General features: G+C 69.4%; 14 protein-coding genes and 3 pseudogenes. 11 read left to right on the top strand and 6 right to left on the bottom strand.

Annotation, left to right across the window (positions count from 1 at the left end):
- Positions 1–346 precede the first annotated feature (346 nt).
- Together ACFWP7_RS06350 and ACFWP7_RS06345 are read right to left on the bottom strand one after the other, a co-directional pair.
- Positions 347–853, bottom strand: a pseudogene (locus ACFWP7_RS06350) (alpha-amylase); the annotation flags it as partial.
- Positions 854–898: 45 nt separating this feature from the next.
- Positions 899–1,066: pseudogene (locus tag ACFWP7_RS06345) on the bottom strand (nuclear transport factor 2 family protein); the annotation flags it as partial.
- A 353-nt stretch (positions 1,067–1,419) separates the two neighbouring features.
- Here ACFWP7_RS06345 and ACFWP7_RS06340 point away from each other — a divergent pair.
- The 4 genes from ACFWP7_RS06340 (at position 1,420) to ACFWP7_RS06325 (ending at position 6,972) form a co-directional block, all read left to right on the top strand.
- The gene (locus ACFWP7_RS06340) at positions 1,420–1,896 is read left to right on the top strand and encodes a MarR family winged helix-turn-helix transcriptional regulator (protein WP_384376860.1); all 477 of its coding nucleotides are present in this window, start codon (positions 1,420–1,422) and stop codon (positions 1,894–1,896) included.
- Positions 1,897–1,945: 49 nt separating this feature from the next.
- On the top strand, positions 1,946–2,839 hold the full coding sequence (locus ACFWP7_RS06335) for an oxygenase MpaB family protein (RefSeq protein ID WP_384376858.1): 894 nt from the start codon (positions 1,946–1,948) through the stop codon (positions 2,837–2,839).
- Between the two features lie 63 nt (positions 2,840–2,902).
- On the top strand, positions 2,903–5,182 hold the full coding sequence (locus tag ACFWP7_RS06330; RefSeq protein WP_384376855.1) for a tetratricopeptide repeat protein: 2,280 nt from the start codon (positions 2,903–2,905) through the stop codon (positions 5,180–5,182).
- A gap of 218 nt (positions 5,183–5,400) precedes the next feature.
- Positions 5,401–6,972: a phytoene desaturase family protein gene (locus ACFWP7_RS06325; protein WP_384376852.1), complete on the top strand. Its 1,572-nt coding sequence runs from the start codon at positions 5,401–5,403 to the stop codon at positions 6,970–6,972.
- Between the two features lie 70 nt (positions 6,973–7,042).
- Here the strand turns inward: ACFWP7_RS06325 and ACFWP7_RS06320 are convergent, their stop codons facing one another.
- The gene (locus ACFWP7_RS06320; RefSeq protein ID WP_384376849.1) at positions 7,043–8,836 is read right to left on the bottom strand and encodes a serine hydrolase; all 1,794 of its coding nucleotides are present in this window, start codon (positions 8,834–8,836) and stop codon (positions 7,043–7,045) included.
- 172 nt (positions 8,837–9,008) lie between these two features.
- Between ACFWP7_RS06320 and ACFWP7_RS06315 the strand changes: the two genes are divergently transcribed.
- Together ACFWP7_RS06315 and ACFWP7_RS06310 are read left to right on the top strand one after the other, a co-directional pair.
- Positions 9,009–10,121, top strand: a complete 1,113-nt coding sequence (locus ACFWP7_RS06315) for an NAD(P)H-dependent flavin oxidoreductase (RefSeq protein ID WP_384376846.1) — start codon at positions 9,009–9,011, stop codon at positions 10,119–10,121.
- A gap of 5 nt (positions 10,122–10,126) precedes the next feature.
- Entirely contained in the window at positions 10,127–11,680 is a 1,554-nt protein-coding gene (locus ACFWP7_RS06310) for an acyl-CoA synthetase (protein ID WP_384377187.1), read from the top strand.
- Between the two features lie 68 nt (positions 11,681–11,748).
- Here the strand turns inward: ACFWP7_RS06310 and ACFWP7_RS06305 are convergent, their stop codons facing one another.
- Positions 11,749–14,160, bottom strand: a complete 2,412-nt coding sequence (locus tag ACFWP7_RS06305) for a penicillin acylase family protein (protein WP_384376843.1) — start codon at positions 14,158–14,160, stop codon at positions 11,749–11,751.
- Between the two features lie 140 nt (positions 14,161–14,300).
- On the opposite strand from ACFWP7_RS06305, the gene ACFWP7_RS06300 reads away from it, so the two are divergent.
- A complete protein-coding gene (locus ACFWP7_RS06300) occupies positions 14,301–15,794 on the top strand; it encodes an acyl-CoA synthetase (RefSeq protein WP_384376840.1) in 1,494 nt (497 codons plus the stop codon).
- A gap of 102 nt (positions 15,795–15,896) precedes the next feature.
- On the opposite strand, the pseudogene paaK reads toward ACFWP7_RS06300, so the two are convergent.
- Both paaK and ACFWP7_RS06290 read right to left on the bottom strand, forming a co-directional pair.
- A pseudogene (gene paaK, locus ACFWP7_RS06295) lies at positions 15,897–17,219 on the bottom strand (phenylacetate--CoA ligase PaaK).
- 242 nt (positions 17,220–17,461) lie between these two features.
- Complete coding sequence (locus tag ACFWP7_RS06290; protein WP_384376837.1) at positions 17,462–18,004, bottom strand: DUF1707 domain-containing protein; 543 nt, start codon at positions 18,002–18,004, stop codon at positions 17,462–17,464.
- A 369-nt stretch (positions 18,005–18,373) separates the two neighbouring features.
- On the opposite strand from ACFWP7_RS06290, the gene ACFWP7_RS06285 reads away from it, so the two are divergent.
- The 4 genes from ACFWP7_RS06285 (at position 18,374) to ACFWP7_RS06270 (ending at position 25,107) form a co-directional block, all read left to right on the top strand.
- Positions 18,374–19,183 (top strand): alpha/beta hydrolase, encoded by an 810-nt coding sequence (locus ACFWP7_RS06285; RefSeq protein ID WP_384376834.1) that lies wholly within the window; start codon positions 18,374–18,376, stop codon positions 19,181–19,183.
- Positions 19,184–19,425: 242 nt separating this feature from the next.
- A complete protein-coding gene (locus ACFWP7_RS06280; RefSeq protein ID WP_384376831.1) occupies positions 19,426–21,267 on the top strand; it encodes a hypothetical protein in 1,842 nt (613 codons plus the stop codon).
- Complete coding sequence (locus ACFWP7_RS06275; protein WP_384376828.1) at positions 21,264–22,214, top strand: AAA family ATPase; 951 nt, start codon at positions 21,264–21,266, stop codon at positions 22,212–22,214. Before ACFWP7_RS06280 ends, ACFWP7_RS06275 begins: the two co-directional genes overlap by 4 nt.
- Positions 22,207–25,107: a TIR-like protein FxsC gene (locus tag ACFWP7_RS06270; RefSeq protein WP_384376825.1), complete on the top strand. Its 2,901-nt coding sequence runs from the start codon at positions 22,207–22,209 to the stop codon at positions 25,105–25,107. Before ACFWP7_RS06275 ends, ACFWP7_RS06270 begins: the two co-directional genes overlap by 8 nt.
- Positions 25,108–25,110 lie beyond the last annotated feature (3 nt).

Raw genomic sequence — 25,110 nt, 5'->3', positions numbered from 1 at the left:
CCCGCCCCCCGCGTTGGCATCGCTCCGGGCACCCCCGTGCTCGTCACCGCCGCCACCGTAGGCATCGTCTGAGCTTTCTACGACCCCTCCCCCGCCGGTGCAGGCGGGACCGGAGGCCCCGGCGGCAACGCCACAGGGGGCGTCCTCTACCACGGCGGCACCGGCGGGAGCGGTGGGACCTTCGGCTCGGGCAGCCCGTGCGCGAACGGGGCCAACGGAACACCGTGAGTCATCCCGCCGGGGGTCTCGCACGATCCCTGCGCAAGGACGCCTGATGGGGTCCCGGGGTGTGACGGCCGCACCCTGGCCGCCTCGTCACTGGGAGTCGGTGAGCCGACGCTCCGTTAGCGAAGACGTCGTTCATGAGCAGCATCGCCATGTCGCAGCGGACGCCGTCCGCCTGGTCGCCGATCGCTGCCGGCGAGTCCACCGTCGCCGTCCGCAGCTCGTCGCTGAAGGCGTTCAGCTGGACGACGTCCGGCCACGGCGGGAAGTACGGGTCGCGACCGCGCGCGTACACCTGTCCGCCCGCCTCCAAGAAGGCCTCCGGTGCGCGGGCCAGGTCGTCCGGCGTGCCCCGGACCAGGCAGCCCGGGCGCTCGGTGAGCCAAGGATGGTCGGGGGCCACGTGGTTGGGGACGTGGTCCAGGCTCAGACGCACGCCCCGCGTGGCGAGTTCGGCCCGTGCCGCGGCCAGACCCTCGGGGCCGCCGAGGCTCTCGTCGACGACGTAGTTCCGTACGCAGTACGGGGACCCGGCGATGTCCGCCGGGGTGAGGTCGGGCAGCGCCTCGCGGAAGGAGGCGAGCAGGCGGTCGTCCCGCAGGGCGATCGCCAGTCCCGCCGGGCTGCGCCCGGTGACACTCCAGTCCGCGACGGCCACGTTCGGGTCGTCGGTCGAGTGGATACGCAGCGACGTGATCCGGTGCACGTCGATGAGGTCCGGGTAGCCGCGCAGGTACTCATAGGCGGCGGCCCGGCCCTCCGGCCGCGCGGGGCTGCCCGCGGGGGCGAAGGGGAACTCGAGGACGACATTCTCGTCGCACAGGTCCACCCAGCCCTTCATGTCCTTGGCGAGGAAGGTGTCCAGGCTGCGCTGCAGCAGATCCGCGGCTGTGAGGGTTTCGCTCATGGTTCGTTCCCACCAATCGTGAGTCGGGGCAGTGGTGGTGTGGGTGTGCACCGCCTCCACCTGGGCTGATTCGCCGAAGGGAGATCCCGCGCTCGAATCAGTGGCTAGACACATAATTAAGTGTCCAGCCACCTATGTCAACGGTGACCGGAGACCCGCGGGGGCCGATCGGCGGTGCACCGCGGCGATTACAGTGGTCCCAGTCCAGGCCGCACCCGGGGTGCCGAGTTCCGTCCGTATCCGTGGTCAGGCGCGTACACCTGGCCCGCGATCGCCCGAGGAGTGTCATGCCAGCCGCGAAGCCCGACCCGGTGATGCCTCGGCCGAGCCTCGTCGACTGCGCCCCGGTCAGCTTCGGGCTCTTCGCCCTCTCCCGTGAACTGCACGGTTACGGCGCTGAGTTGCTGCTGAAGCTCGGCCTGCACCCCGGCCAGGAGCTCATCCTCATGCAGCTCTTCGACAGGGACGGTCAGACGCAGGCCGAGATCCAGCAGGCGGTCGGGCTCGACCATTCCACCGTCTCGCGGTCGATCCGCCGCATGGAGGACGCCGGGCTCCTCGTCCGAGCCCCAGCCCAGCACGACCGCCGAGCCGTCATCGTCTCCCTCGCCGACGACGGTGAGGCGCTGCGTCAGCCGCTCGCCGAGCTGTGGGCCAGCCTCGACCGGCTCGCCACCGACACCCTGCGCAGGACCGAGGGCGCCGGCTTCCTCGCCACGGTCGCGGAGCTCGAACGCACCTACGCCGCCGCCCGCCGCGGCTGACCACGCTGCGGGAACGTGTCCGGGCACCGCGAAAAAGCCGATGGCGCGGATGGTGCCGACAGGAAGGACCGGCCACACTGCTGGTGTGGACGCCTTTCAAGCAGGTGACCCGGGACTCTTCACTCCGGAGTCGGTGACCTGGCAGATGCACGGCGACCCGATGATGTGGGTCGCCGGAGTCCGCGCGCTCTATCTGCAGGCCCTGCACCCGCGCGCGGTGCGGGGAGTCATGCAGAACTCGGATTTTCGGCATGACGCGTGGGGCCGGCTGATGCGCACCGCGAACTTCGTGGGGACGACGACGTACGGGACGAGTGAAGCCGCTGAGAAGGCAGGGGCGCGCGTACGGAAGATTCACATGATGCTCACAGCGGCCGACCCGGAGACGGGGGAGCGGTACCGGATCGACGAGCCCGAGCTGCTGCTGTGGGTGCACTGCGCGGAGATCGACTCCTATCTGCACGTCGTACGGCGCTCGGGGTTCCGCCTCACCGACACGCAGGCCGACCAGTACATCGGTGAACACCGCGTGAGCGCACGGCTGGTGGGGCTCGACCCCGGCGACGTACCCGCGGACCGGGCCCAACTGGCCGGGTACTTCAAGCGGGTGCTGCCCGAGCTGGTGGCGGGTCCGGAGGCGCGGGACGTGGACGACTTCCTGTTGCGCCCGCCGACACACCCGCTGCTCGTACCGGCGCGCGCCCTGCTGTGGAGGCGCGTGGCGCAGCTGGCGTACGCCTCTTTGCCGCCGTACGCCCACGAGTTGTACGGCAGGACAGCCCCGTCGCCCGCCGTGGTGACCCGGCGCCTGCGTGTCGTCGGCACCACGCTGCGCTGTGTTCCCGCACGTCTGCGCTGGCAACTTCCGCCCAAACACATTCTGCGGGCCATGTCACGACTGGGCCCCGGCTCCCGCCCGGCGCCGTACAAAGTCGACAGATAACTCGCCATACTGGACGGGCCGGGGAGGGCGCGGGGTGAGCATCGACGGGGGCGGTCGCAGGAGATGGCGGAGACCAGACTGATCCAGAGCCGGTACCGGCTGCTCGATCTCATAGGGCGCGGCGGTATGGGTGAGGTGTGGCGGGCGCGGGACGAGTCCCTTGGCCGGCAGGTGGCGGTCAAGTGCCTCAAGCCCCTTGGCCCGCACCACGATCAGTCCTTCACCCGCGTACTGCGCGAGCGGTTCCGGCGCGAGGCCCGGGTGGCCGCCGCGCTCCAGCACCGCGGGGTGACGGTCGTCCATGACTTCGGCGAGTCCGACGGCGTGCTGTATCTGGTGATGGAGCTGCTGGAAGGGCGGAATCTCAGCCAGCTCCTGGAGGACAACAAGCAGCACCCGTTGCCGGTCGCCGACGTCATCGATGTCGCCGACCAGGTGGCCGCGGCCCTTGCCTACACCCATCAACAGGGCATCGTGCACCGCGACCTGAAGCCCGCGAACATCATGCGGCTCACCGACGGCACGGTGAAGATCTGCGACTTCGGCATCGCGCGCCTCGCCCAGGACATCGGGTTCACCTCGCGGCTGACCGGCACCGGCATCGCGATGGGCACCCCGCACTACATGTCGCCGGAGCAGATCGGCGGCACCCATGTCGACCAGCGCAGCGACCTGTACTCCTTCGGCTGCGTGCTCTACGAAATCGCCACCGGGGCACCGCCGTTCGACCTCGACGACGCATGGGCGGTCCTCGTCGGCCACCGGGACACGCCGCCGGAACCGCCGCGCCGACACCGGGCCGAACTCCCCGAGTACTTCGAGAAGATCATCCTGGATCTGCTCGCCAAGGAGCCCGAGGAGCGCCCGCAGGACGCCCGCGAACTCGGCCGCCGGATCAGCGCGGGCCGCACGACCGGCATGTACGTGCCGACCGTGGTGTCTCCCGTCGTACGACAACCGGCTCCGGAACGGCGTGCGTTGGCGCCCTCGGTTCAGGCGCGCCCAGACGAGCCGCCGTCGCGCGAGTCCCGGCTGCCCTCCTGGACCCGTGGCATGACGACAGGCCACAAGGCGACCGGCTCCGGGCTGCGCGTCGCACCGCCGGACGCCTCGGCGGGCCTCACCGGCGAGTGGATCGCGCGTCCGTCCACGGCTGTGGCGCGGGCGCCCGAGCGCACCGAACGTCCCACCCCCTCACCGGAGGTGGTCACCGCCCTGGCAGGGCGGCACAGCGCGGGGCTGAGCCTCGGGCGGCTCGGCCGGTGGACCGAGGCGGGTGAGGTGCATCGCGCGGTCGCCGCCGAGCGGGAACACGTCCTCGGGCCCGGTCACCCCGACACGCTCGCGAGCCGCTACGAGGTCGGGTTCACCCTCAGTCGCACCGGACGCCCCGCCGAGGCGCTGCGCGAGTACGCGCATGTCGCCCAGGCCAGGGAGCGGGTGCTGGGTCCAGACCACGCCGACACGCTCGCCGCGCGGCAGGAAATGGCGTACGTGCTCGGACAGTTGGGCCGTCACTTCGAGGCACACCAGGCCTATACGTCCGTGCTCGCCGCCCGGGAGCGGGCCATGGGCGCCGACCACCCGGACACCCTGCGCTGTCGCCACAACCTCGCCTTCAACCTGAGCAGGCTGGGCCGTCTGGAGGACTCGTACCGCATGGCGAGCGAGGTGGCGGCCGCCCGTGCCAGGGTACTTGGCGCGACGCACCCCGACACGTTGGTCACCCGGTATGAAGTCGCCTATGCGCTGGGCCAGTTGGGGCGTTGGCCCGAAGCGCTGCACGCCTACCGTGAGGTGGCCGAGGCCCGCGCGCAGGCGCTGGGTCCCGATCACCCGGACACGCTCGCCGCCCGCTACGAGGTCGGCATCAGCCTCGGCCGCCTCGGCCGCAGCGCGCAGGCCCTGGAGCTGTACCGCGACCTGATCGACGACCGCACCCGCGTACACGGCGCCGCGCATCCCGAGACCCTGCGCGCCCGGCACGGCCTCGGCGTCAACCTCGGCCGGATGGGCCGCTGGGAGGAGGCGCTCGCGGAGTCCCGCGACGTGTGCGCCATCCGGGAACGCGTCCTCGGCGCCGATCATCCGGACACGCTCGTCAGCCGGCGCGAGGTCGCGGTCGGCCTCGGCTGGCTCGGTCGCTGGGCCGACGCGCTCGCCGAGTACCGAGGGGTGGCCTCCGCTCGGGAGAGGGTCCTCGGCGCCGATCATCCCGACGCGCTCGCCAGCCGTAACGACGAGGCCCACTGCCTGGAACAGCTCGGGCGGCGGCAGGAGGCCGTGGAGCTGTACCGGAGGGTGGCCGCCTTGCGGCAGCAGCGGGCGTCCGGGGGGCAATGAGGGGGCTGGGGTAGTGGGGTTTTCGCCCCCGCCGCCCCTACCCGTCCCATCTTTCTGGGGCTGCGCCCCAGACCCCCTGGGTCGTTTGTCTGCTGCGGGGCTGTGGGGGCTTGTCGCGCAGTTCCCCGCGCCCCTGCGGGGGCGCGGCCCCCGTACGGGCGCCCGCCGCCTGCCGCGTAACCCTGGCCGTCGTAGATCATCGCGTGCTACCAAGAACCATGCCTGCACTCGAGGGATACGACGCCGTGATCGTAGGCGGGGGCCACAACGGGCTCGTCGCCGCCGCCTACCTGGCCCGGGCCGGGCGGTCGGTGGTGGTGCTGGAGCGGCTGGGGACGACCGGTGGCGCCGCCGTGTCCACCCGGCCGTTCGCCGGGGTCGACGCGCGCCTGTCGCGCTACTCGTACCTGGTCAGCCTGCTGCCCCGGAAGATCGTGCGGGATCTCGGCCTGGACTTCCGGGTACGCGGGCGCACCGTCTCCTCGTACACACCCGTCGAGCGGGACGGAAAGCCGACCGGGCTGCTCGTCGGCGGGGGCGAGCGGCGCACCCGCGAGGCGTTCGCGCGGCTGACCGGATCGGACAGCGAGTACGCGGCGTGGCAGCGGTTCTACGGCATGACGGGCCGCGTCGCCCAGCGGGTGTTCCCGACGCTCACCGAGCCCTTGCCAACGCGCGACGAGCTGCGTCGGCGTGTCGACGACGAGGAGGCGTGGCGGGTTCTCTTCGAGGAGCCGGTCGGTGCCGCGGTGGAGGAATACTTCGCGGACGACCTCGTCCGCGGTGTCGTCCTCACCGATGCCCTCATCGGGACCTTCGCGGACGCCCACGACCCCTCACTGCGGCAGAACCGCTGCTTCCTCTATCACGTCATCGGCGGCGGCACCGGAGCCTGGGACGTGCCGGTCGGCGGCATGGGCGCCCTGACCGACGCGATCGCCGCGGCGGCGCGCCATGCGGGTGTCGTGATCGCGACCGGCCACGAGGCGGTACGGATCGAGACGGACGGGCAGGCCGCCGAGGTCACCTACCGCAGCGCCGACGGCGAGGGTGTCATCGCGACCCGCCACGTCCTGGTGAACGCCTCGCCGCAGGAGCTCGCGCGCCTCACCGGCGACGAACCGCCCACCCCCGCCGAGGGCGCCCAGCTCAAGGTGAACATGCTCCTGAAGCGACTGCCGAGGCTGCGCGACACCTCCGTCGACCCGCGCGAGGCGTTCTCCGGGACCTTCCACATCGCCGAGGGGTACGAGCAGTTGGCCACCGCCCACGCGCAGGCCGCGTCCGGCGAGCTGCCCACCGCGCCGCCCTCCGAGATCTACTGCCACTCACTCACCGACCCGAGCATCCTCGGCCGGGACCTGGTCGAGCAGGGCTACCAGACCCTCACGCTCTTCGGACTCCACACGCCGGCCCGGCTCTTCGCACGCGACAACGAGGCCGTACGTGACGAACTGCTGAAGTCGACCCTGGCGCAGCTTGACGCCCACCTCGCCGAACCGCTCGTCTCCTGCCTCGCCACCGACGCCGACGGCCGCCCCTGCATCGAGGCGAAGACCCCGCTCGACCTGGAACGCGACCTGCGGCTGCCGGGCGGCAACATCTTCCACCGCGACCTCGCCTTCCCCTACGCGCAGGAGGGCACGGGCCGCTGGGGCGTGGAGACCCGGCACCCGAACGTCCTGCTGTGCGGGGCGGGCGCGGTGCGCGGCGGCGGGGTCAGCGGGGTGCCCGGGCACAACGCGGCAATGGCCGTGCTGGAGGAGCGGGACCCTGGAGGCCTCGGCTAGGCCGTTCTCCTGGCCGGGGAAGTGGCGGGTGGCCTTTGTGGCGGGCGGCCAGGGAAGGCCTGTGGCGGCCTCAGTCGCCGGACTCCACCCAGCCCACCGCCTCGATCCGTGCGGCGTCCGCCGGTCGTGCCTCGTCGAAGAGGACCCGGTCGCCGGACTCGACCCGAAGCCCGTCGACGTACGCGCCGCGGCCGACGTACAGCTGGTCGGTCCTGTACCGCCAGCGTGTGGTGAGCAGCGGTGTCCGGGGGAGCTCGGCGGTGAGCCGGTGCCAGACCCGGCCCGACCAGCCGGTGACCGAGCCGGACGGATGTTCCCGCGGTTCCTCGCCGTGCGGGGCCGCAGTCGTGAAGGGAACCGGCTGCCAGCTCGCGCCGCCGTCGGCGGAGGCCTCCAGGAAGAGGAGGTCCGACCGGGGTTCGGTGTCCCACCACAGGGAGCAGCGCAGACGTGCCGGACCGGCGCCGGTGTCGAGCACGGGCAGCGCCAGCGTGGCCGTCGTGGCGCTCGCCATCCCGGAGAACCAGGACGTACGGCCGCGTGCGGGGCGTACCGGCACGGCGCGCGCCAGGGTGTTCGCCGCGGCGACCCGGGGAGCGGAGCCGGAGCGCCAACTTCGGACGGGATGAACGGAGTTGCCGAGGACGATCAGGAAGGAGTCGGTCGTCGGGTCGAGGACGAGCGAGGTGCCGGTGAAGCCGGTGTGGCCCGCGGTGCGCGGGGTGGCCATCGCGCCCATGTACCAGTGCTGGTAGAGCTCGAAGCCGAGACCGTGTTCGTCACCCGGGAAGGCCGTGTTGAAGTCGGTGAACATCAGGTCCACCGTCTCCGGCTCCAGGATGCGCGCCCTGCCGTACACGCCGCCGTTGAGCAGCGTACGGCCGAGGACTGCCAGGTCCCAGGCGCAGGAGAACACGCCCGCGTGGCCGGCCACCCCGCCCAGGGAGTACGCGTTCTCGTCGTGCACCTCGCCCCACACGAGACCCCGGTTCAGCCCCGACCAGGGCAGCCGTGCGTCCTCGGTGGCGGCGATCTTCGGCTTCCAGGAGGCGGGCGGGTTGTAGCGGGTGCGGTGCATGCCGAGCGGGGCGGTGATCTCCTCGCGGAGGAGGGTGTCGAGGGTGCGGCCCGTGATCTTCTCCAGAACGAGCTGGAGCGAGATCAGATTCAGGTCCGAGTAGAGGTACTTGGTGCCCGGCGGGTTGAGTGGCACCTCGTTCCAGATGAGTTGGAGTTTTCCCTCGTGGGTCGGCGCGCTGTAGAGGGGGATCCAGGCGCGGAAACCCGAGGTGTGGGTGAGGAGCTGACGGATCGTGATGTCCTGCTTGCCCGCGCCCGCGAACTCCGGGAGGTACGAGGCGACCGTCGCGGCCAGTTCCAGCGCGCCGCGTTCGATCTGCTGGACCGCGAGGATCGAGGTGAACAGCTTCGACACGGAGGCGAGGTCGTAGACGGTGTCCTGGGCCGCCGCGATCTGCTGCTGGGCAGGGAACTCGACGCCTTTGTCGGACTTCTCGTCGTACGCCGCATAGCGCACCGCCATACCGATCGGCTGATGCAGCGCCACCGTGCCGCCGCGACCGGCGAGAAGCACGGCGCCCGCGTACCAGGGGTGCTTGGGGGAGGGGTTGAGGAACGCCTCGGCGTCGGTGACCAGTTGGTGCAGATGGGCGGGCAGCAGTCCGGCGCGCTCGGCCGATCTGTGCCGCAGGGTCGGCCGCCTGTTGCCGTCTCCCTCGGCGGCCGCGGCAGGCCCTGCGGGAAAGGGGGCGATGGCCAGCGCGCCGCCCAAAGCCAGCGCCCTTCTGCCCAGTTGGCGACGGGTCGGCCCGCCCGCCGAATTGCCCACTGCTTCTTCGGTCATCGAGGAGTCTCCCGCCGCGCCGCCTGAAAGTATCTTTCCGGGTTCGCTGTGCGGAGTGAAACTTTCCTGTCAGGGGAGGGGGTGTGTCAACCGTGGCAGGCGGTTCCGGTGAATCTGACGGAGCATCAGAAAAGCCCTTCCCTCGTCCGGAGGACTGCGGCATCCTGCGGCCATGCAGACGGAGCTGAGCAAGAGACTGGGAGTCGAGCACGCCATCTTCGGCTTCACGCCGTTTCCCGCGGTCGTCGCGGCCATCAGCCGGGCGGGCGGATTCGGTGTGCTCGGCGCGGTCCGCTACACCGCCCCCGACGACCTCAAACGCGACCTCGACTGGATCGAGGCGAACGTCGACAACATGCCCTACGGCCTGGATGTCGTCATGCCGGCCAAGAAGGTCGAAGGCGTCACCGAGGCCGACGTCGAGGCGATGATCCCCGAAAAGCATCGGCAGTACGTCAGGGACACCCTGGCCAAGTACGAGGTGCCCGAGCTCGCCGAGGGCGAGGTGTCGGGGTGGAGGATCACGGGGTGGATGGAGCAGGTCGCCCGCAACCAGCTCGACGTCGCCTTCGACTACCCGATCAAGCTGCTGGCCAACGCGCTCGGGTCCCCGCCCGTCGATGTCGTCGAGCGCGCCCACGAGCGCGGGGTGCTCGTCGCCGCGCTCGCGGGCAGCGCCCGGCACGCCCGCAAGCACGCCGAAGCGGGCATCGACATCGTCGTCGCGCAGGGCTATGAGGCGGGCGGCCACACCGGGGAGATCGCCTCGATGGTGCTCACACCGGAGGTCGTGGACGCCGTCGATCCGCTGCCCGTACTCGCGGCAGGTGGCATCGGCAGCGGACAGCAGGTGGCGGCCGCGCTCAGCCTCGGAGCCGAAGGTGTGTGGCTCGGCTCCATATGGCTGACCGTGACGGAGGCCGAGATGCACTCCCGCGGCGTCACGCGGAAGCTGCTCGCCGCAGGGTCCGGCGACACGGTCCGCTCACGCGCGCTGACCGGGAAACCGGCACGGCAGCTACGCACCGAGTGGACCGAGGCCTGGGACGACCCGAACGGGCCCGGCACGCTTCCCATGCCCTTGCAGGGCCTGCTCGTGGCCGAGGCGCTCTCCCGGATCCAGAAGTACGAGGTGGAGCCGCTGCTCGGCACACCCGTCGGGCAGATCGTCGGGCGGATGAACAGCGAACGCAGTGTCCAGGAGGTCTTCGACGACCTGACCCGGGGGTTCGAGCACGCCGTGGACCGTATCAACCGCATCGCAGGAAGGGGCGACCAGTCGTGAGCAAGGTGGAGAGTGCGCCGCCGAACGGCTTCTGGGCCCAGGCCGCGTCCGACCCGGAGCGAACGGTCCTCGTCACTCCGGCAGGAGAGGAATGGAGCGCCGGCCGGCTGCACGCCTCGGCCAACCAACTGGTCCATGGACTGCGCGCCGCAGGACTCGCACGCGGGGACGCCTTCGCGGTCGTCCTGCCCAACAGCGTCGAGTTCTTCGTCGCCTACCTCGCCGCCTCGCAGGCGGGCTTCTACCTCGTTCCCGTCAACCACCACCTCGTCGGTCCCGAGATCGCCTGGATCGTCGCCGACTCCGGCGCCAAGGTACTCATCGCGCACGAGCACTTCGTGGACGCCGCACGTCACGCCGCCGACGAGGCCAAGCTTCCGGTCACCCACCGCTACTCCGTCGGCCGGGTCGAGGGCTTCCGGCCGTACGCCGAACTCCTGGACGGACAGAGCGAATCGGCGCCCGAGGACCGCACGCTCGGCTGGGTCATGAACTACACCTCGGGCACCACGGGCCGCCCGCGCGGAATCCGGCGCCCGCTGCCCGGCAAGCTCCCGGAGGAGACGTACCTCGGCGGCTTCCTCGGCATCTTCGGCATCAAGCCGTACGACGACAATGTGCACCTCGTCTGCTCACCGCTCTACCACACCGCCGTCCTGCAGTTCGCGGGCGCGTCCCTGCACATCGGCCACCGTCTGGTGCTGATGGACAAGTGGACACCCGAAGAGATGCTCCGTGTCATCGACGCACACAAGTGCACGCACACCCATATGGTCCCGACCCAGTTCCACCGGCTGCTGGCACTCCCCGACGAGGTGAGGGCCCGATACGACGTCTCCGCCATGCGGCACGCGATCCATGGCGCGGCCCCCTGCCCGGACCATGTGAAGCGGACGATGATCGAGTGGTGGGGCGAGTGTGTGGAGGAGTACTACGCGGCCAGCGAGGGCGGCGGGGCCTTCGCGACCGCCGAGGACTGGCTCAAGAAGCCCGGTACGGTCGGCAAGGCCTGGCCGATCAGTGAACTCGCCGTCTTCGACGACCACGGCAACAGGCTGCCGCCCGGTGAACTCGGCACCGTCTACATGAAGATGAGCACCGGCGGATTCTCGTACCACAAGGACGAGACCAAGACGAAGAAGAGCCGCATCGGCGACTTCTTCACCGTCGGCGACCTCGGTCTCCTCGACGAGGACGGCTACCTCTTCCTCCGCGACCGCAAGATCGACATGATCATCTCGGGCGGGGTCAACATCTACCCGGCCGAGATCGAGGCCGCGCTGCTCGCCCACCCCGCCGTCGCCGACGCGGCCGCCTTCGGCATCCCGCACGACGGCTGGGGTGAGCAGGTCAAGGCCGTGGTCGAGCCCGCTCCCGGACACGAGCCGGGCGCCGCCCTCGCCGCGGACATTCTCGACCACTGCGAACGGCAGCTCGCGGGCTACAAGCGGCCCAAGAGCGTCGACTTCATCGAGACGATGCCGCGTGATCCGAACGGCAAGCTGTACAAGCGGAGGCTGCGCGATCCGTACTGGGAGGGGCGCAAGCGGCTGGTGTGACAGGCACCCGCTACCTGGGACCGCTGGTGTGGTCCCGCCCTATGTGCGGCGGGACCACACCACGGTCCCTAGCGGCGCTCGTTCACTCGCACGACCTTCAGTCCGGGCGAGGACAGGATGTCCTTCTCGCAGAACCGGGACGTCACCCACCGCTCGCCCGAGAACAGCCGTGTCTGGTCGCTGTAGTGCGCCGAGTTCGGGTTCGACGACTGGGAGTACGTCAGGAGCGTACGGGCGACCGGGCAGCGACTGCCGTCCCAGCCGACGGCCTGGATATAGCTCGACCCGGTGGTGACCTCCGTGTAGGCGCCGGCCGTCGGGTTCCACACCGGTTCGATCTTGTTCCACACACCGAGCGACTCCGTGCCGCCCGGCACCGGGATGCGCTCACCGCCCCGTACGACGTACTGGTTCGCGCCGAGCCGGGCGTCGAGCGTGATGCCCGCCCCACGCAACTCGGTGACCGTGTCGGCGAGAGCCCTGGCGACGCCGGGCGCGTCGGTGTTGAGCGTGTTCGGGGTGCGGACCGGGTCCGCCGCCGAGAACGGGACCTTCCACAGCTGCGCGGCCGGGACGGCGGCCGTCAGTTTCCGCCAGAACCGGTCGAAGAGGAGCGCGCCCCGGCTGTCGGTGTTCGTGCTGTGGCCCCACGCCTTGAGCACACCACAGGCCTCCCACACATCAACGGCCGTACCGTTGCTGCCTGTTGCGATGCCACCCGGCAGCGCGGCACACGCCTGTGCCGTGTCGTCGGCGATGAGATCACCGGCCGGCACCCGGTTCGCGAACTGCTGCGCCTGGAGATCCCGTACGGTCAGCCGGCCCTTCTCGGCCAGCGCCGCCACGTCCTCGACCGCCCCACGCGTGCGCATCGAGCGCTGCGTGCCGAGCGACCCGAAGACCCGCTCGTACCCGGTCAACGGCCGGTCGGCATTGGCGAGCCAGGCACTGTCGTTGGAGTTCTCCGCGTACGGAGCGTCCTTGAGCACCGGCATCTTCGCCGGCCCGAAAATCCCGGGCTGTACGGCGTCGGGGTCGCTGCCGAGTGCGCAGTCGCCGCGCGAGCCGTCAAGGACGGCCAGGCCGCTCGACGGATAGGTGGCCCTGCCGAGCGCCGTCGAGCAACGCTGCGCCAACTCGTCGGTGATGCGCGGGAGTACCTGGGACTGCGTGAACAGCGAGTGCCCACCCGCGTCGGCGGCGACCGTGTTCACCCAGGGCAGCCCCTGAGTGCGCTTGAGGGAGGTGAGAACGTCGGCCGTGCTGCGGGCCTTGCTGAATCCGAGTGCGGTGTCGGGGGCGCGGAGGTTCGCGGTGTTCGGGTCGTTCACCGCGTACGCGGTCGTGGACGTCCAGGGGAGCGGCAGTTGCGCGCCGAGGGTGGTGATGACCGGGCCGTACCGGGTCCACCACTGGGTGCGCGTCACCGGCGCACCGTCCAACACGTCGACGGTGACGGTCCGCTTCGTCATACGTTCTGTTCTGCCGTCCACCAGATACGCGGTCGGGTCGGCGGGATCCAGTGTCAGCTGATGGAGGTTGAGGGTTGTCCCCGTCGCGACCGTGTGGCTCCACGCCACCTGCGCGTTGTGCCCGATGGACACCGTCGCCGAACCGAGCAGCGCACCGCCCATGACGTTCAGCTCACCGGGGATCGTCTGCTGCATCTGCCAGAAGCGGCGGCCACCCTGCCAGGGGTAGTGCGGGTTGCCGAGCAACAGACCGCGGCCGTCTGCCGTGGTGGCGCCGCTGAAGGCGACCGCGTTGGACCCCATGTCGGCGGTGTCGAAGAGTTCCTGCGCGCCGAGAGCGGCGCTCTTCGCGTCAGGCGCGGCGGCGACGGAGACCGTCGTCGCCGTGGGCGGCTGCGCGGCCGTGATGCCGTTCACCCCGCGGCCCTCACCGCCGAGCACGGCCAGCGCGAAGCTCCGTGCGGCCACGTCCACGGTGGTCACCGGACGCACCCAGGCGGCGCCGCCGCACGCCGGGTCGGTGATCCGGTTCTGGGCGAGCCAGGCGTTGTACCCGGCCGCCCAGCCGCGCGTCAGATCCTTGACCTCGCGGCCGGGGCCCTGCGGCGCGGGTTCCGCGAGCAGCTTCTCCACCGTGCCCGCATCGCGTACGCCGTGGAAATACAGGTCGCTGGAGAGGTTGCTGGTCGCGGAGGACAGCGAGCCGTCCGGGACCCCGTCGGGACCGAAGTAGCGGGAACGCTCGCCGCGTAAGGTGAGGAAGCCGTCGGCGAGCGTGCACACCTGGTCGGCGGCCTGCGCCCAGCCGGTCCCGAAACCGAGGTTCGCATAGTCCTTCGCAACGATGTGCGGAATGCCGTACTCGGTGTAGCGGATCACGGCCGACAGGCCGCCGCGTGAGGGGTGTTGCTGACTTCCCTGTTGCTGGGCCGCGGCCGAGGGCAGTGAAGCCGCGGCCGTGAGCAGGGTGACGGCAGTGATCGCGAACCGTCTCAGGCGGGTGCGCATGGTGCTCCCAACATCGTTGAGGGAAGGGGCGATTGAGCGTTTCTGGGGGTTTGTGCCGGATGAAGTGACCGGGCTGTCCGTTCCCGTCACCGCGCGCCCGGCTTGACCTCCTTCATGCGAGGCAACGAGGATCATGTGTCATGACGCCTGAACACGGCAGCACGGTTGACGGAGTGCTGAAGGGCAGCGCCCGGCGTGTCCCGGCCCGCGTAGCGGTCGAGTACCGCGAGCGCTCCTGGACGTACGCGGAACTCGACGACGCCGTGTCCCGCGCGGCGAGCGTGCTGCTGGAACAGGGGCTCACCCCCGGCGACCGAGTCGGCGCCTACGGCCACAACTCGGACGCGTACCTGATCGGCTTCCTCGCCTGCGCCCGCGCGGGACTCGTCCACGTGCCGGTCAACCAGAACCTGACCGGCGACGACCTCGCGTACATCGTCGGCCAGTCCGGCAGTTCCCTGGTCCTGACCGACCCGGACCTTGCCGGCCAACTCCCACAGGGAGTACGTACGTTGCCCCTTCGGGACGCGGACGACTCACTGCTCGCGCGGCTGGACGCGGCGCCCGTGTACGAGGGTGCCGAGTCGCGGACCCAGACGCTCGTGCAGTTGCTCTACACGTCGGGGACCACCGCTCTCCCCAAGGGCGCGATGATGACGCACCGCGCCCTGGTGCACGAGTACCTGAGCGCCATCGCGGCCCTGGACCTGAGCCCGGGGGACCGGCCCGTGCACGCGCTGCCGCTCTACCACTCGGCACAGATGCACGTGTTCCTGCTGCCGTACCTCGCGGTCGGCGCGACGAACCTCATCATCGACGCGCCCGACGCGGACCAGATCTTCGAGCTGATCGAGACCGGCCGCGCGGACAGCCTCTTCGCCCCGCCCACCGTGTGGATCGGTCTGTCGAACCGTCCCGACTTCGCGGCCCGCGACCTGAGCGGACTGCGCAAGGCGTACTACGGCGCGTCGATCATGCCGGTGCCCGTACTGCAGCGGCTGCGCGAACGGCTGCCGAAGCTGGCCTTCTACAACTGCTTCGGGCAGAGCGAGATCGGCCCGCTGGCCACGGTCCTCGCGCCGGACGAGCACAAGGGGCGGATGGACTCCTGCGGACGCACGGTCCTGTTCGTGAACGCGAAGGTGGTCGACGAGAACGGCAAGGAGGTCCCCGACGGGACGCAGGGTGAAGTCGTCTACCGGTCACCGCAGTTGTGCGAGGGGTACTGGGACAAGCCGGAAGAGACGGCCGAGGCCTTCCGTGACGGCTGGTTCCACTCCGGGGACCTCGCCGTGCGGGACGCCCACGGGTACTTCACCGTCGTCGACCGCGTGAAGGACGTCATCAACTCCGGTGGCGTGGTCATCGCCTCACGCCAGGTCGAGGACGCGCTGTACACGCACGAGGGGGTCGCCGAGGTGGCGGTCATCGGCCTCCCGGACGACCGCTGGATCGAGGCCGTCACCGCCGTCGTCGTTCCCCGCGGCGAGGTCACCGAGGCCGAACTCGTCGCGCACGCACGGGAGAAGCTCGCCCACTTCAAGGCGCCCAAGCGGGTGCTGTTCGTGGACGAGTTGCCGCGCAACGCGAGCGGGAAGATCCTCAAGCGGGAGCTGCGGGAGCGATTCGCCTGAGATCCGGGCTCCGATGCCAGAGAGGCCCGGATGCTGACTCGGCAGAGGTCCCAGTGCCGATGCCACAAAGATTCCAGCGCCGATGCCTCAGAGGTCCGGGCTCTAGTGATTCCGTAGATCGACGATCCGCTTGATCTTTCCCACCGACCGCTCCAGCGACTCCGGTTCGACGATCTCGACCGCGACCGACACCCCGATCCCGTCCTTCACCGCGGTCACGATGGCGTGTGCGGCCGCCTCGCGGGTCTTCGGCGTCGCGCCGGTGCGCGCCTCGGCCCGTACGGTGACCGCGTCGAGGCGACCCTCGCGGGTGAGCCGCAGCTGGAAGTGCGGTGCCACCCCCGGCGTGCGCAGCACGATCTCCTCGATCTGCGTCGGGAAGAGATTGACCCCGCGCAGGATCACCATGTCGTCGCTGCGGCCCGTGATCTTCTCCATCCGGCGGAACACCCGCGCCGTACCGGGCAGCAGGCGTGTCAGGTCCCGCGTCCGGTAGCGGATGACGGGCATGGCCTCCCTGGTGAGCGAGGTGAACACCAACTCGCCCTCTTTGCCGTCCGGCAGCACCTTTCCGGTGAACGGGTCGACGACCTCCGGGTAGAAATGGTCCTCCCAGATGTGCAGACCGTCCTTGGTTTCCGCGCACTCCTGCGCGACGCCCGGGCCGATCACCTCCGACAGCCCGTAGATGTCCACCGCGTCGATCGCGAACCGCTCCTCGATCTCGCGCCGCATCTCCTCCGTCCACGGCTCGGCCCCGAAGATGCTCACGCGCAGCGACGTCCCCCGCGGGTCGACGCCCTGCCGCTCGTACTCGTCGAGAAGCGTCAGCATTTACGAGGGGGTCACCATGATGATCTCGGGTTTCAGGTCCTGCATCAGCTGGACCTGGCGTGCCGTCATGCCCCCGGAGGCGGGGATGACCGTACAGTCGAGCCGTTCGGCGCCGTAGTGTGCGCCGAGCCCACCTGTGAACAACCTATAGCCGTACGCCACATGCACCTTGTCACCAGGCCGTCCACCCGCCGCCCGGATCGAGCGGGCCACCATGTCGGCCCACATGGACAGGTCGCCCTCTGTGTAGCCGACGACCGTGGGGCGCCCGGTGGTGCCGCTCGACGCGTGAATGCGCTGGATCTCGTTCTGCGGCACGGCGAACATCCCGTACGGGTAGTTCTCGCGCAGGTCCGCCTTCACCGTGAACGGGAACCACGCGAGGTCGGCGAGCGTGCGGCAGTCGTCGGGGCTTACGCCGGCCTTGTCGAAGGACTCCCGGTAGAAGGGAACGTGCTCGTACGCGTACCGCAGCGATGTCCGCAGCCGTTCCAGCTGGTGCACCCGCAAGCCCTCCGCGTCGAGCCGTTCGCCCGCGTCGAACAGGGCCGCCGAGCCCGTGGAGCGTGTGGAGTCCATGGAATCCGCCATCGGGACTTCTCCCTCATCAACCGCGTCAATTCGGGCGAACGATCATTCGGTCGATCTGCTGCTCGGGATCAGTAATTCAGGCAGTTCGGTCTCAGGCAAGTGGTCGGCGCGCTTTTTCGTGAGTCCTTGGGCGCGACGACGCCCGTGGATCGGTTACCCGAACTCCTGCCCGCGCTGTGAACCCTCAGGTGCGCCGGGGCTGCCTGCCTACGGCTGTTGGCGCGATGCCGGTATCCGCAACATCATCGCCGCGCGTGGCGGATCTTCAGCCGTCCGAACCCCATGGCCCCGGAGATCCGGATCGTCGGGCCGCCGGGGCGGGAACGCCGCGGGATCTTGTAGCGCCAGTCTTTCCACCCGGTCTGCAGCTCGCCGACTTCGACGGTCGCGTCGCGAGGCACTGTGATCCTGGCCCTGCCGGTGCCGAGCTGCAGTTCGATGTCGACCACCGGATGCTCGATGACAGCCCGGGAGAGGTCCAGGTGCACTCTTCCGAACGCGGACTCGACCTTGAGGGTCCTCGGTACCCGCCATGCGCCGCGCCGGTGGATCCGTCCGCCGGCGGCGGCGATCGTGAACGTGCTTTCCGCGGGTTCGTCCGGGAGCGAGGCGAGAGCCGACACAAGGTCGCCGCGTGTCCTGGCGGTGAGCGCCTGGTGCAGGCGCTCGTCCATCTCCTCGTGCGAGAGGTGCCCTTCGGCGTAGCCCTGCTGCACGCGCCGCACAGCTGTGTCGCGGTCGTTCTCACTGATCAGCGGCGGCTGCTGTTCCGGCAGAGAGGTCACCGTTTCACTTTAGTGCCGTCTCAGCCGGGCGTACGAGCCTTGGTCGTCCCCCCGCGCAGGCCTATCCCGCACCGTTTCCGCGTCGGCTCGTCGGCAAGCCCCGACGGTGTGCCGCCGTTTCGGTCCGAGGGCGCGTGGGTCTTGTTTTAACAAGGCTCCCGTTCAAGGGACGGTTGCTAATCTGAGGGGGCGCCCGGAGCCCCGGGCCGAGGCTCCGGGGGGATCATGAGGCCTCGTCTGGTGTTCGTGCACGGAATCGGCGGACCGCGAGAACCGGTCGTCGAACTTGACGCATGGCTGCGCGCCTTGGCCAGGGGTGCCCGTGACGCAGGGCATACGCACCGAGTTCTGGATTTGATCCAGGGCTGGGTGGTCGATGCCCGATTCGCCTACTACGGCCATCTGTTCAACACTACTCAGGGGCAAGGCGCTGCATCTCAGGACGAGGAGGCGGATCTCCTCGTCGGTGAACTGCTTCTGGAAGCCGTTGACGAGTGGCTGGCCGAGCCCGCGTCGAAGGACAGCGTTCGCCTGTTGCAGGCAGCTCGTGCCCAGCTCGCGCCCGAAGGAACCCCGCAGGGCGTCGGTGCGGTGGCCCGACACGTGCTCACCGCAGCCAATACCCTGCTGTCGGTCCCCGGTCTGCGGACCTTCGGTGGCTGGGCGAGCGCGGGACTGATGGTCGGCCAGTTGCGCCAAGTGGCCCGTTACTTACGTCGCGGTGAGGCGGACGCGGAGGGTGCGACGTTGGATGTCCGGATCCGACGCTGTGTCGCGCAGTACCTCGACCCGTCCCGCCCCACCATCGTCATCGCGCACTCCCTGGGTACCGTCGTGTCGTATGAGACGCTGCACGCGTACCAAGGCAGTGTTCCTCTCCTGGTCACCATCGGCTCGCCGATGGGAATGAGCATGGCCGTACGTCCCCGGATGCGCCCTCAGCCCCTGAAGGTGCCGGACGCGGTCGAGAGGTGGCTCAACTTCTGGGACCGTGACGACTTCATAGCCGGACGGCCGCTGCTGGAGAAGGTCGTACAGCCCAACCGCCGTTCCGTACGGCCATGCAGTAGACGCGTGGACTCCGACGGGCTCTTGGTGCACCCCGCCGCAAAGTATCTCGCGCATGGCCGCGTCGCGGGTCCAGTCGTCGAGGCGATCGAGATGGCGACGAGATCATGACAGCCTTGACTACTCGCCGCCACACTCTCGTTGTCGCGCCGCAGTGTCAGGACCTGGAACCGCTCGACGGATTGGAGGAGGTGGCGGAGTCCCTGCACGGATTGCTCACGGACCCATGGCGAGGAGCGTGCACCAGGAGTTCAGGACGCGAATCTTCACTGTTGTACGGCACTTCCATCAGCCAGCCACAGGTCGAGTCAGCCATCCGGGGCGCGGCTGAACGAGCGGGACAGGCTGGGGCCGTGCTGGTCCTGGCCCTCATCGGACACGGGATCACCCCCGGCCGGAACTCCACTCTCTACTTGATGGCGGGGAACTCCCGTGCCGACGAGATCGCCACCGCGGTGAATGTCGGGGCACTGCTGACCCAGGTGCTGGAAACACCCGGACTCCCTGGTGTGTTCGCCCTCGTCGACACCTGCCACGCTGGCGGCGCGATACCCGACCTCGCGCATTACGACGGAGGGGTGCGCGAGGGCGCGGCCCGACTATCGATGCTCATGTCGGTCGGCGCCGCGCAGCCCGCCTACGGACTTGCCTTCTCCCGGGGCATCATCGACGTGCTCGCGGAGGGCATCGGCGGAGCGGGTGAGTTTCTGCGCGCCGAGGCTGTACGCGACGGCGTACAGGAAAGGGCACCGGCACAGAACGCGCACCGGGTGGAGTACGAGGGAGCAATAGTGGGCGGGCCCATTTGGCTGGCCCGCAACGCGCGCCATCTCCTGCGGTCCGGATCCGTGCTCGGGCCCGCGGGGACCGAGGCGCTGGAGCACGCACTGGCCTCGCTGGGATGCTTGGCTCTCCTGCCGACGCCCGTGACCGGCGCCGATGTGCTGGAACGTCTGCGGGCCGGCCTGCCGGGGAGTTCGTCGGGCAGGAGCACTGAGCTGGGCTGGTGTCTGAACGTCGTGGATGGGCTGCTGCACAGTCTGCGGACCATCGATCTGCTCACCTCATGGCCGGGGCGACGGCTCACCTCCGAGCGGTTGCGGCGCGCCCTGTGGGTGGGAGCGGGCCGCTCCGCCGAGATGTTGCCTGACACCTCCGGGAGCGAACTGATGAGGGACGCGGCGGAGTACTTACGACTGCGTGCTCCGAATGTCGATCCGGACGCCAATTCGCCGTCCACCGGGCCCTTGGCGGACTTTGTCGCAGCGCTGGCTGTCGAGGACCAACTGGATGAGAACTGCCCCGAATTGAAGTCGTGGGCCGACGCGGTGGGCGCTGGGGTTGAACTCGGCGACGCCTTCGAGAGGGCACAGCGCAGGAGCGCCCGGCTGCGGTTGCGGCTCATCGTGAGCCTGCATGCGGCCGTCGCCGACGAATGGCCCGAGACGCTCGACGCGTGGCTGCTGGACCACGGGGAGATGTACGCGCACCAGGAGTTCCGCTGCGAGCCCGACCAGGTTGGGGTCGAGCTTCGACTCGCCGACGTCCTGATGTGGGCGTCGGCGCTGGCGAGAAAGCTCGGCGTAAAGCTCCGCAGGGTCGAGATCGCCGCTTCCACCGCGCTGCTGTTGGACTGGCGGCCCGAGGAGACACGCTTCACGGAGCGGCTGGGCGACCGGCACGACGTCGTACTGCGCTGGAGTCAGCGAATCTGCCCGCCTACCCATCTGTTCTCGATCAACGATCGCGCCAGGGACCAGCTGGAGGCGATGAGCGAGTGCGGGACGGGCCGCGCTCCTGTCGACTGGCTCGGCGCGCAGGAGACCGAACAGACCCAGGAGCTGGAAAAGAGGCTGGAGCACCGGACATACACCCGGGCGCTCGCCTTGGAGCACCGGCCGCAGCGGTTCGAGCACGTGATGGAGCTACTGCTGACCTACGCCCCCATCGTGCTGTGGCCCGGCACCGACGTTTATGTGTCGGACAAGTTCCGGGACAGCCTCGACAGGTTCTGGCATCTGCTGCCCACGGAGTTCTGCGAGGCCTATCGTCGCGCCTGGGCGCAGCGACTGCGGGCCGGGCGCGACGGTCACGAGCATCTGGCCCAGTGGCGCACGGTCTGGCACGACGTCGAATTCCTCGACTTCTGTGACTGGTTCACACAGTTGACCGACCAGGGGGAGAACTCCGCATGACTTGGCAGCCCTTCTACGTAGGGGACGGCACGCCACGTGACGTCGATCTCGGCGAACCGCCTCCGTGGCGGAGTTTTCCCCGGCAGGCCCTGTACAAGGAGTTCCAGCCGCCGCCCGGTCTGGTCAAGGCTGTCAACGCCGCGCTGGTACTGCGTCGCCCGCTCCTGGTGACCGGCGCGGCGGGCTCCGGCAAATCCACGGTGATCGAACAGGTCGCGGCAGAACTCAAACTCGGTGACGTACTGCGCTGGCACATCACCTCGCGCAGCACGCTCAAGGAAGCGCTGTACCGGTACGACGCCTTGGGCCGCATCCACGCGCAGCGGTTGGGCGGTCCGGGAGGCAGCGACGACATCGCTCCGTTCCTTCAGCTGGGTCCGCTCGGTACTGCGCTGCTGCCCGTCGAACACCCGCGTGCTCTGCTGATCGACGAGATCGACAAGAGCGATTTGGACCTGCCGAGCGATCTGCTCGATGTGCTTGAGCGCGGCACGTTCGAGATCCCTGAACTATCCCGCTTCGACACAGAGGCCGTCATCCACGTGCGCGAGTGGGGCGGGGATGAGCGTAGTCCTGCTCGCAGTCCCATTAAGGGGGGATTCGTGCAATGCGACAGTTTCCCCTTCATCGTGATGACGAGCAACGGGGAACGTGACTTTCCGGCGGCCTTTCTGCGTCGCTGTATCCGTTTCACCATGCCGAAGCCGACCGTGGACGAGTTGCGCAGGGTGGTGGAGGCCCATCTGCAGCTGGGTCAGGGGACGAAGCGTTCCCAGGAGGTCGACGCAACGATCCAGGACTTCGCTGAGCGCCTCACGGCGGGCGAGAGTCTGGCAATCGATCAACTGCTGAATGCGGTGCACCTGTTGACCGGTAGTGGCACCCTCACCGGGACGGAGAAGCAGGAGGTCATGGACCTGGTCCTGCGGGAGTTGTCCCGTGCCTGAACACGAGCCACCCGTACCGGACGGGATGGGTCGGACGGTGGCGGCGCTGAATGCCGTCGCCCCGGAACTGGACGGCGTGGCACTGGCCGACCTTCTCTGGCTTGCGTCGCATAGGGACTGGGGCACCGAGGACGTGACCGCCGGGTCCACACCACAGCAGCCGGAAGAGGCGACGGGCGGTCACGAGGCCGGAGCGGAGGAGGCCGCTGCGCACTCCACCGCAACCGGACGTGCGCTGCACGAACGCCTCGACGGGGCCAACTCACGGGTCTCGGGCGACGCCGTGGCGGCGGCGCGGATCTCAGGCCTGCCGCTGGCCCTAGAGATGAGCCGAGCCCTGCGGCCATGGAAGCGTCCTTGGCGGCAGGGTCGCGAGTCGACACTGGACGTCGACGCCACGGTGGACGACTACGCCCGCAGCGGCGAACTTCTCCCGGTATTCACGCCCGCGCCCGAGCGCTGGTTCGACCTCGTCCTCGTAGTGGACCATTCTCCCGCGATGCGGGTGTGGCGGGAGACGATCGCCGACTTCACCGCCATCGTGGACCGGCTCGGCGCGTTCCGCACGCTTCAGGTGCGATATCTCTGCTTCGGGGACGACGGACCCGAACTCCGGGACGGGCAGGACCGCTTGATGAGTCCCGGCCAGCTGAGGTCCCCGGACGGCAGACGGCTGGTGGTGGCCGTATCCGATTGCGTGGCCCCGGGCTGGCGGGAAGCGGCGGTATGGCGGCAGTTGCGTGAGTGGGCGTTGTCGACGCCGGTCGCGCTGCTCAACCCCCTGCCGACGAAACTGTGGCGCAGGACCGCCCTCGACCTGCCAACGGCTCGGGTCTCGAACGCAGCGCCGGGTTCGGTCAATTCGCGTCTGGACTTCGACCCACCGCCGTTGCTGCCGGAGCAGATCGGTAGCGGGGGTGCGGATGACTGGGCGCCCATTCCCGTGTTGTCCTGGTCCCCGCACTCGCTGGATCGCTGGTCACGTACGTTGATGCGAATTTCTCCTGACGGGTGCAGTGCGGTGCTGGTCCCACCCGGGGGGCGACCAGAGGGGGGCGCGCGGCGGAGCTCGGGGGCCGTGAACGCGGAAGGTTTCCTGCGTACCGCTTCACCATCGGCGGCGCGTCTGGCGGTCCTGTGCTCCGCCTTCGACCGACTGAGCATGCGCATGCTGCATTTTATTCGTCAGGAACTGGTTCCCGAGGCGGTGGTGGCCGATGTCGCCGAACTCCTCACCAGCGGGGTCTTCGGGTTGGGCGTGGATGCACGTGGAAGGGTCGAACTGAGCTTGTCGGAATCCGTGCAGCGACGCCTCAGGCAGAACCTCGCGCAGCACGAGGTGTGGCGCATCAGCAGGGTGCTGAGCCGCCATGTGTCCTCCCAAGGGAACTGGGGCGGGCGGCTGACCGCGGTGGCGCACGACCCGGACAGCCGGGTCGACCTTGCCGCGGAACTCCAGGCGTTTGCGGAGGCCTCTCGTCGGACGCTGGAGCTGCTGGGTCTGTCGGCGGAGTCGGCCGCGGCGGCCGACTCACAGCGGCCCAAAGGACTCAAGGCGCCGACGGTCGCCCCGTCTCTCCGGAAGCCGAAGGCGAAACCGGAACCAGGACGAGCGCTAGACAGCAGGCCTTATTTCTTCCTGAGTTACGCCCACACACCGCCCTGGGGGCCGGACGGCGGCGACCCCGATCACTGGGTGCAGGTGCTCTTCACGGATCTCTGCGACCACATCATGGCGCTCACGGACCTTCCGGCCGGCGCGCCCGCCGGATTCATGGACCGGGAGATGCGCTCGGGGGACGGATGGCCGGAAAAACTCAGTGAGAATCTCGCGAACTGCCGGGTGTTCGTACCACTGTTCTCGCCGCGCTACTTCACGAGCGAGAGTTGCGGACGGGAATGGTTCGCCTTCAACGAACGTATTCTGCGGGCGCGGGCCACCGGTTCCGGTGCCGGCTCCGTTCCGGCCATCGTGCCCGCGCTGTGGACACATATCGATTACGCCCAACTCCCGGATTCGGTACGGCATATCCATGTGGATCACGCGCACTTCGGGGACCGGTACCTGGCCAACGGGATCTACGGGCTGCTCAAGCTCGACCGGCTGCGCGAGGAGTACGAGGAGACCGTGCTGGGGCTGGCCCAGCGGATCGTGCGGGTCGCCCACGAGTCGCCGTTGCCGTCCAGCAGGCCCCGGCCCTACGAGGCGACGCCGAGCGCGTTCAAACCGCGCGGCGAGGGGCCCCGGCACATCCATCTGATCGTGGCGGCGCCCACCCGGCACAGCATCCCCGAGAACCGCGACGAACGCCCGTACGGCGAGGACGCCCAGGACTGGAACCCGTACCACTCGGAGTCGACCCGGCCGCTGCCCGCGCTCGCCGAGGAGCTGATCCGCTCGCTCGACTACCGAATCACCGTTTCTTCGTTCGATGATGAAGAGATATCTGATGTGTACCTGGACGAGGTAGGTGGAGTAGCGGTACCCCAGATTCTCCTCATCGATCTCTGGGCGCTCAGTGACGAGGAACGGCGGCGCAGGCTCAAGGCGTTCGACGCGAACGCCCGCGCCTGGGTCAGCGTGATCGTGCCCTGGAACCGGGCCGACATCCAGTGCCACGGCGAGGAGGGTCAGCAGCTGGCGGAGGAGTTGGAGCGGACGCTGCCGGTGATCCTGGACCGGGGCCGGCGCACCGACTCCCGGGTCGCCGTCAACGGTGTGCCGACGCTCAAGTCCTTCACCGATGTACTGCCGGCCGTCGTCGCGCACGCGACCCGGCAGTACCTCAAGCACGCCCGGTCGCATCCTCCCGCATCTCCTTCGGCCCCGAGGCGTCGCTTGATGGGCCCCGAGTCGCCTGAGGGCGGATTCGACCACGGCGGGGAAACCTGACGT

Source organism: Streptomyces sp. NPDC058470, assembly GCF_042721055.1.
In the GTDB taxonomy this organism is placed as follows: Bacteria; Actinomycetota; Actinomycetes; order Streptomycetales; family Streptomycetaceae; genus Streptomyces.
This window is presented reverse-complemented; position numbering and strand designations above follow the sequence as displayed.

Bases quoted from the DNA above. Each gene is read 5' to 3' on its own strand.
- ACFWP7_RS06305 (WP_384376843.1), bottom strand. From the start codon at position 14,160: ATGCGCACCCGCCTGAGACGGTTCGCGATCACTGCCGTCACCCTGCTC.
- ACFWP7_RS06330 (WP_384376855.1), top strand. From the start codon at position 2,903: ATGGCGGAGACCAGACTGATCCAGAGCCGGTACCGGCTGCTCGATCTC.
- ACFWP7_RS06300 (WP_384376840.1), top strand. From the start codon at position 14,301: ATGACGCCTGAACACGGCAGCACGGTTGACGGAGTGCTGAAGGGCAGC.
- ACFWP7_RS06320 (WP_384376849.1), bottom strand. From the start codon at position 8,836: ATGACCGAAGAAGCAGTGGGCAATTCGGCGGGCGGGCCGACCCGTCGC.
- ACFWP7_RS06325 (WP_384376852.1), top strand. From the start codon at position 5,401: ATGCCTGCACTCGAGGGATACGACGCCGTGATCGTAGGCGGGGGCCAC.
- ACFWP7_RS06340 (WP_384376860.1), top strand. From the start codon at position 1,420: ATGCCAGCCGCGAAGCCCGACCCGGTGATGCCTCGGCCGAGCCTCGTC.
- ACFWP7_RS06275 (WP_384376828.1), top strand. From the start codon at position 21,264: ATGACTTGGCAGCCCTTCTACGTAGGGGACGGCACGCCACGTGACGTC.
- ACFWP7_RS06315 (WP_384376846.1), top strand. From the start codon at position 9,009: ATGCAGACGGAGCTGAGCAAGAGACTGGGAGTCGAGCACGCCATCTTC.
- ACFWP7_RS06335 (WP_384376858.1), top strand. From the start codon at position 1,946: ATGGTGCCGACAGGAAGGACCGGCCACACTGCTGGTGTGGACGCCTTT.